This is a genomic window from Variovorax sp. P1_H12_2 (genome assembly GCF_056405335.1).
On record NZ_JBFUCI010000315.1, the window covers coordinates 1 to 7,710 of the forward strand.

At 70.5% G+C, this 7,710-nt stretch carries 7 protein-coding genes; 6 read left to right on the plus strand and 1 reads right to left on the minus strand.

The window, feature by feature from the left end:
- From AC1D2K_RS25175 to AC1D2K_RS25195, 5 genes are all read left to right on the plus strand, one after another.
- A partial coding sequence (locus AC1D2K_RS25175) for a transketolase-like TK C-terminal-containing protein (RefSeq protein WP_478091864.1) occupies nt 1–1,026 on the plus strand: 1,026 nt, incomplete at its 5' end.
- A 48-nt stretch (nt 1,027–1,074) separates the two neighbouring features.
- Nucleotides 1,075–1,968, plus strand: a complete 894-nt coding sequence (gene ltnD / locus AC1D2K_RS25180; protein WP_478091865.1) for an L-threonate dehydrogenase — start codon at nt 1,075–1,077, stop codon at nt 1,966–1,968.
- 21 nt (nt 1,969–1,989) lie between these two features.
- A complete protein-coding gene (gene otnI, locus AC1D2K_RS25185; RefSeq protein ID WP_478091867.1) occupies nt 1,990–2,814 on the plus strand; it encodes a 2-oxo-tetronate isomerase in 825 nt (274 codons plus the stop codon).
- Nucleotides 2,811–4,013, plus strand: coding sequence for an amidohydrolase family protein (locus AC1D2K_RS25190; RefSeq protein ID WP_478091869.1), 1,203 nt, complete (start codon nt 2,811–2,813; stop codon nt 4,011–4,013). The genes otnI and AC1D2K_RS25190 overlap by 4 nt, the downstream gene beginning before the upstream one ends.
- The gene (locus AC1D2K_RS25195) at nt 4,010–4,468 is read left to right on the plus strand and encodes a RidA family protein (protein WP_478091871.1); all 459 of its coding nucleotides are present in this window, start codon (nt 4,010–4,012) and stop codon (nt 4,466–4,468) included. The genes AC1D2K_RS25190 and AC1D2K_RS25195 overlap by 4 nt, the downstream gene beginning before the upstream one ends.
- 114 nt (nt 4,469–4,582) lie before the next feature.
- Here the strand turns inward: AC1D2K_RS25195 and acs are convergent, their stop codons facing one another.
- Entirely contained in the window at nt 4,583–6,568 is a 1,986-nt protein-coding gene (acs, locus tag AC1D2K_RS25200) for an acetate--CoA ligase (RefSeq protein WP_478091873.1), read from the minus strand.
- Between the two features lie 129 nt (nt 6,569–6,697).
- On the opposite strand from acs, the gene AC1D2K_RS25205 reads away from it, so the two are divergent.
- The coding region (locus tag AC1D2K_RS25205) for a PAS-domain containing protein (protein ID WP_478091875.1) at nt 6,698–7,710 on the plus strand (1,013 nt) is incomplete at its 3' end.

A 7,710-nucleotide genomic window follows, 5' to 3' on the forward strand; every position in this document is an offset into this window, starting at 1 on the left:
CGCACCTTCGGCATGGCCAACCTGTTCAAGCAGGTCGGCATCTATTCGAGCGTGGGCCAGCGCTACGCGCCCGAGGACATCGGCTCGGTGCTTTCGTACCGCGAAGCCACCGACGGCCAGATCCTCGAAGAGGGCATCAGCGAGGCCGGCGCGATCGCGAGCTGGACCGCCGCGGCCACCAGCTACAGCGTGCATGGGCTGGCGATGCTGCCGTTCTACATCTACTACTCGATGTTCGGCTTCCAGCGCGTGGGCGACCAGATCTGGGCCGCGGCCGACCAGCGCGCGCGCGGCTTCCTGCTCGGCGCCACCTCGGGCCGCACCACCTTGGGCGGCGAAGGGCTGCAGCACCAGGACGGCGCCAGCCACCTGATCGCCGCGACCATTCCGAACTGCAAGGCCTACGACCCGGCCTTCGCGGGCGAGATGGCGGTGATCGTCGATGCCGGCATCCGCGAGATGATGGTCGAGCAGAAGGACGTCTTCTACTACGTCACCCTCATGAACGAGAACTACGCGCAGCCCGACCTGCCCGCAGGCGCCGAGGCCGACGTGCTGCGCGGCTGCTATCGCTTCGACGGCTGGCGGGGCGCGCAGCCGGCCACGGCGCAGGTGCAGGTGACGCTGCTCGGTTCCGGTGCGATCCTGACCGAGGTCGTCAAGGCGGCGCAGCAACTCGCCGAGCAGGGCATCACCGCGGAGGTCTTCAGCRTCACCAGCTGGAGCGAGCTCGCACGCGACGGCCGCGCCTGCGAGGAACGGGCGCTGGCGGGCGATGCGGAACCGGGCACGCCCTTCATTGCGCGGCAGCTTGYGGCCGGCCGCGGCCCCGTGATCGCCGCGACCGACTATGTGCGCACGGTGCCCGAGAGCGTTCGCGCCTTCCTGCCCGAGGGCAGGCGCTTCCTGACGCTCGGCACCGACGGCTTCGGCCGCAGCGACACGCGCGCCGCCTTGCGACAGTTCTTCGGCGTCGACGCGCAGAGCATCGTGCGCGCGGCCCGGCACGCGCTCGCATCGCGCTGAGGCGCCTATGATGCTCGCGCGCGCTGCGCGAACCTCCTAGGACCTCTCATGAAAAAAGCAGGACTTATCGGCCTGGGCGCCATGGGCGCAGGCATTGCCGCCACGCTGCGCGACCGCGGCCATGAAGTGCACGTGTGCGACGCGCGCCCCGGTGCGGCGCTGCGCTTCGCCGAGGCCGGCGGCGTCGCCTGGGCCACGCCGGCGCAGGTGGCGGCTGCCTGCCAGGTCGTGATCTCGGTGGTGGTCAACGCCGCGCAGACCGAAGCGGTGCTGTTCGGCGAGGGCGGCGCGGCCGCGGCGATGAAGCCCGGCAGCGTGTTCGTGATGTGCTCGACCGTCGACCCCAACTGGTCGATCGCCTTGGAAGGGCGCCTGAACGCGATCGGCATCCAGTACATCGACGCGCCGATCTCCGGCGGCGCCGCCAAGGCCGCGAGCGGCCAGATGACCGTGATGAGCTCGGCCCGGCCCGAGGCCTATGCACTCGCCGACGCGGTGCTCGAAGCGATGGCCGGCAAGGTCTACCGCCTGGGCGACCGCGCCGGCGCAGGCAGCAAGGTGAAGATCATCAACCAGCTGCTGGCCGGCGTGCACATCGCGGCCGCGGCCGAGGCGATGGCGCTGGGCCTGCGCGAGGGCGTGGCGCCCGAGGCGCTCTACGAAGTCATCACCCACAGCGCCGGCAACAGCTGGATGTTCGAGAACCGCATGGCCCACGTGCTGGCGGGCGACTACACGCCGCTGTCGGCGGTCGACATCTTCGTCAAGGACCTCGGGCTGGTGCTCGACACCGCGCGCGCCAGCAAGTTTCCGCTGCCGCTCGCCTCCACCGCGCACCAGATGTTCATGCAGGCCTCCAGCGCCGGCTTCGCCAAGGAAGACGACAGCGCGGTGATCAAGATCTTCCCGGGCATCGCGCTGCCGGGCTCTTCGTCGACCTGATCGCGTCTTAACATCTCGCCCATGCCCCGATTCGCCGCCAATCTCTCGATGCTCTATCCGGAGCTCGACTTTCTCGATCGCTTCGAAGCCGCCGCCAAGGACGGCTTTCGCGCGGTCGAGTACCTGTTTCCCTACGCCTGCGCGCCGCATGAGTTGTCGGCGCGGCTGTCGGCCAACGGACTGCAGCAGGTGCTGTTCAACGCGCCGCCGGGCGACTGGGAGCGCGGCGAGCGCGGCCTGGCCTGCCTGCCCGGGCGCGAGGCCGAGTTCCGCGAAGGCTTGCACAAGGCGATCGAGTACGCGGTCGCGCTGGACTGCCCGCGCATTCATGTCATGGCCGGCCTGTTGCCCGAGGGCGTCGATCGCGAGACGGTGCAGCCGACCTATCTGGCCAACCTGCGCTGGGCCGCGGTCGAAGCGGCCAAGGCCGGACGCGACCTGCTGATCGAGCCGATCAACACGCGCGACATCCCGCGGTTCTTCCTGAACCGGCAGGACCATGCACACGAGATCGTCGAAGCGGTCGGCGCGCTCAACCTGCAGGTCCAGATGGACCTCTACCACTGCCAGATCGTCGAGGGCGACGTGGCGATGAAGATCCGCAAGTACCTGCCCACCGGCCGTGTCGGCCACTTCCAGATCGCCGGCGTGCCCGATCGCAACGAACCTGACGCCGGCGAGCTGAACCACGCCTACCTGTTCGACGTCATCGACGAGGTGTCGGCCCAATGCGGCTGGCAGGGCTGGGTCGGCTGCGAGTACCGGCCACGACGCGGCGCGGTCGGCAACGGCACGTCCGCCGGACTCGGCTGGCTGCGGTCCCTGCCGCGCTTGTCGCGCGCATGACGGCGCGCCTGACGCTCGAAGCCGTTCGCATCCCGCCGCGACTGCGGGCGTTCCCGGCGGGCGATGCCGAGGTCTTCGATGTCACGCTGGCCGGCGCGCAGGTCGCGGCCATCGCGCCGAGCCGGCAGCCGGCGCGCGGCACCCTGCTGAGCGCGATGGTCGACGCCCATGCCCATATCGACAAGAACTACACGGTGCGGGAGGCCGGCGCGGCCGAGGGCAACCTGTTCGCGGCGATCGAACGCATGGCGGCGCATCGCGCGGGCTGGACGGCGCAGACGCTGCGCACGCGCATGCAGCGCGCGCTGGACGAAGCATGGCGCGCGGGCACGCGCGCGCTGCGCACGCATCTCGACTGGAGCGGCGCCGAGGCGCCGGTCTCGCTGGCGGTCTTCGCGCAGTTGCGCGATGAATGGCGCGGCCGCATCGAGCTGCAGTTCGTCGCGCTGACGCCGCTCGACCTGTTCGCCGATGGCGATGCCGGCGAACGCGCCGCGTCGGCGGTGAAGCGCGCGGGCGGCGTGCTGGGCGCCTTCGTCTACCGCAACGAAGGCATCGTGCACAAGCTCGGGCGGGTCTTCGACCTGGCGCAGGCGCACGGCCTGGCGCTGGACTTCCATGTCGACGAAGGGCTCGACGCGGATGCGACCGGCCTGCGCACCATCGCGCAACTCACGATCGCCCGCGGCCTGCGCGGCCGCGTGACCTGCGGCCACGCTTGCTCGCTGGCGGTGCAGGACGACGCCGGCGCCAATGACACGCTGGCGCTGTGCGCRCAGGCGGGCATCCACCTGGTCGCCTTGCCCAGCACCAACCTCTACCTGCAGGGCGCCTGGGACCGCACCCCGGTGCAGCGCGGCATCACGCGCCTGCGCGAAGCCGCGGCGCACGGCCTGCGACCGAGCCTGGCGACCGACAACGTGAAGGACGCCTTCTATCCTTACGGCGGCTACGACCTGGTCGAGACCTTCGGCCTGGGCGTGCAGATGGCGCACCTCGCGCCGGCCGCCGACTGGCTCGACGCCATCACCGTGAGCCCGGYGCGGGCGCTGGGGCTGGACTGGGACGGACGCATCGCACCCGGCTGCCCGGCCGACCTGGTGCTGCTGGCCGCGACCGACGAATACGAACTGCTGGACCCGCGCGGCCGACGGCGCACCGTCATCCGCGCCGGCCGCGCCCTGGAGAACAACGAATGAGCATGGGCAAACCGATGGCCAACTACGCGGCCGCCAAGCGCGTCGGGGACTTCGTCTTCATGAGCGGCGTGGTCGCGGTCGATCCGTCGACCCGGCGGGCCGTGGCCAGCTACGAGGACATTCCCGACGCGGCGCGCGCGGCCCTGCGCACGCTCGGCTATGCCACCGGCCAGATGTCGGTCGACGTCTTCGAGGCGGCGATCGTGGCGCAGAGCTGGTTCGTGCTCGAGCGCATCCGCCAGATCGCGGCCGAGCACGGCGGCACGATGGACGACGTGGTCAAGCTGGTCCAGTACTTCCGCCGCCTGCCCGACTACGCGCCGTACAACCGGGTGCGCGGCTTGTTCTACCCGGGCCAGCCGCCGGTCAGCACCGTGGTGGAGGTGTCGCGCTTCCTGCCCGGGGACGAGGTGCTGGTCGAGGTCGAAGCGACGGCGTACCTGCCGCAGCGCTGATCAGGCCGGCGCCGGGCCGCCAGCGCGGCGAAGTCCGCGCTTCGCACGGACGGGCGGCCTGCTGCTTCCCCCTCGGGGGGCAGCGACCCACACGAAGTGGGGGAGCGTGGGGGCCTAGTAGGGCTGGCCCAACTGCTCGAGCACGGCCGGGTTCTCCAGCGTGCTGACGTCCTGCGTCACCACCTCGCCCTTGGCCAGCGTGCGCAGCAACCGGCGCATGATCTTTCCGCTGCGGGTTTTCGGCAGGTTGTCGCCGAAGCGGATGTCGCGCGGCTTGGCGATCGGGCCGATCTCCTTGCCCACCCAATTGCGCAGTTCGTTGGCGATCCGCCGTGCCTCGTCGCCGGTGGGCAGCGGGCGCTTGAGCACCACGAAGGCGCAGACCGCCTCGCCCGTGGTGTCGTCCGGGCGGCCCACCACCGCGGCCTCGGCCACCAGGTCGGTCATGGCCACCAGGGCCGATTCGATCTCCATCGTGCCCATGCGGTGGCCGCTGACGTTGAGCACGTCGTCGATGCGGCCGGTGATCGTGAAGTAGCCGGTCTTGCTGTCGCGCACCGCGCCGTCGCCGGCCAGGTAGTAGCGGCCCTGGAACTCGTCCGGGTAGTAGCTGGTCTTGAAGCGTTCCGGGTCGTTCCAGATGGTGCGGATCATCGAGGGCCAGGGCTTCCTGACGACCAGGATGCCGCCCTGGCCCCAGGGCAGCTCGTTGCCGGCCTCGTCCACCACGGCGGCGTCGATGCCCGGGAAGGGCAGGGTGCAGGAGCCCGGCACCAGCGGCGTCACGCCGGGCAGCGGCGTGATCATGTGGCCGCCGGTCTCGGTCTGCCAGAAGGTGTCGAGCACCGGGCAGCGGCCGCCGCCCACATGCCGGTGATACCACTCCCAGGCGGCCGGGTTGATCGGCTCGCCGACCGTTCCGAGGATGCGCAGGCTGCTCAGGTCGTAGTTGCGCGGATGCACCGCTTCGTTGGCCTCGGCCAGCTTGATCAATGAGCGGATCGCGGTCGGGGCGGTGTAGAAGACGCTGACCCGGTGGTCCTGGATCATCTTCCAGAAGCGGCCGGCGTCCGGGTGGGTGGGCACGCCCTCGAACACCACCTGCGTCGCGCCGATCGCCAGCGGGCCGTAGGCGATGTAGGTGTGGCCGGTCACCCAGCCGATGTCGGCGGTGCACCAGAACAGGTCGTCGGGGCCGAGGTCGAAGGTCCACTGGCAGGTCAGCGCCGCATGCAGCAGGTAGCCGCCGGTGGCGTGCTGCACCCCCTTGGGCTTGCCGGTGGAACCCGAGGTGTAGAGCAGGAACAGCGGGTGCTCGGCGTTCACCCATTCGGGTTCGCACACCGGCGGCTGCGCGGCCGCGAGTTCGGCCATCCACTGGTCGCGCGGCGCCTGGAAGGGCACCGCGCCGCCGGTGCGGCGCGTCACCAGCACGTGGCGCACGCTGTCGCAGCCGCCCAGGCCGAGCGCCTCGTCGACGATCGCCTTCAGCGGCAGCTGCTTGCCGCCTCGGACCTGCTGGTCGGCGGTGAGCACCATCACGGCGCCGGTGTCGGCGATGCGGTCGCGCAGGGAGGGCGCCGAGAAGCCGCCGAAGACCACCGAGTGGATGGCGCCGATGCGGGCGCAGGCCTGCATCGCCACCACGCCGTCGATCGACATCGCCATGTAGACCACGACCCGGTCGCCGCGGCGCACGCCCAGCGACTTCAGCACGTTGGCGGTGCGGCAGACGCGCGCCAGCAGGTCCTCGTAGCTGATCCGCGTCACGGCGCCGTCGTCGGCCTCGAAGACGATCGCGGTCTTCTCGCCGAGGCCGCTCTCGACGTGGCGGTCCAGGCAGTTGTAGGAGGCGTTGAGCGTGCCGTCCGCGAACCACTCGAAGAAGGGCGCGCGGCGCGCGTCCAGCACCTGGGTGAAGGGTTTCTTCCAGGTGACGAGTTCGCGCGCCAGCCGTCCCCAGTAGGCCTCGGGATCGGCCTCGGCCTCGGCGACCAGCCGGTCGTAGGCGGCGCGGCCCGAGATCCGGGCCTGCCGCACGGTGGCCTCGGAGGGTTCATACAGCGTGAGAGGTGCTGCGGGGGAAAGGGTCGGTTCCATGGCGTACTCCTGAGGTGAGGCGTCCGGTTTGACGCAGGTCATGCTTGTCTGCGACGAGCTGTTCAACAATTCACAGCCATAGGATGTCCGACGAACATTGCAGGAGACACATCCAAAGATGACGAATGTTTGCAGCCCCTGCGGGAGGCCCCGGTGATCCGCGCGCCGGCGCCTGCGCCGGCCCCCCTGGAGCGCTATCTGACGCTGCAGACCGGGCTCGACCTGCTGGACCAGGGACTGTCGATCTTCGACGGCGACCTGCGCCTGGTGGCGTGGAACCGCGCCTACGTCCGCCTGCTCGGCTTCACGGACGAAATGGCGTACCTCGGGGCGCCCTTCGAGAGTTTCATCGGCTACAACGCCCGGCGCGGCGAGTACGGTCCGGGCGACCCGGAGCGGCTGGTGGCCGAACGGGTGGCGGCTGCGCGCCACTTCGCGCCGCACGAGATCGAGCGGGTGCGCCCCGACGGGCGGGTGCTGCGCATCCGCGGCGAGCCGGTGCCGGGGCATGGTTTCGTGACGCTCTATTCGGACATCACCGAGCAGCGCCGCGCCGAGCAGATCATCCGCCGCCACAACGCCGAACTCGAGGACCGGGTGGCGTCGCGCACCACCGAACTGCAGCGCAGCGAAGAGCGGGTGCGGCTGATCATGGACTCGATCCCGGCGCTGGTGGCCTATTTCGACCACCGGCGCGTCTACCGCTACCTCAACCGCGGCTACCACGACTGGTTCCGCGTCGACACCACGCGGCCCGAATCGGTCAGTGCCAGGGTCTTCCTGGGCGATGCGGCCTACGCGCGGATCAAGCCGCAGGTGCTGCGCGCGCTCGCCGGCGAGACGCAGAGCCTGGAGTACGAACTCCAGACCTGCGACGGGCGCCGGCTGTGGGTGCGCACCTCGCTGGTTCCGCAGCGCAGCGCCGAGGGCGCCGTCGTCGGCTGCTTCGAGCTGACCTTCGACATGACGCAGGAGCGTCGCTCGCAGGCACTGCTGGCACGGGCCCAGAAGCTCGAATCGCTGGGTCGCCTGACCGGCGGCCTGGCGCACGACTTCAACAACATCCTGACGGTCGTGATCGGCAACCTGGCGGCGCTGGCGGAGGCCCGGCCCGCCGATCCGGCGCTTGGCGAGTACGTGCA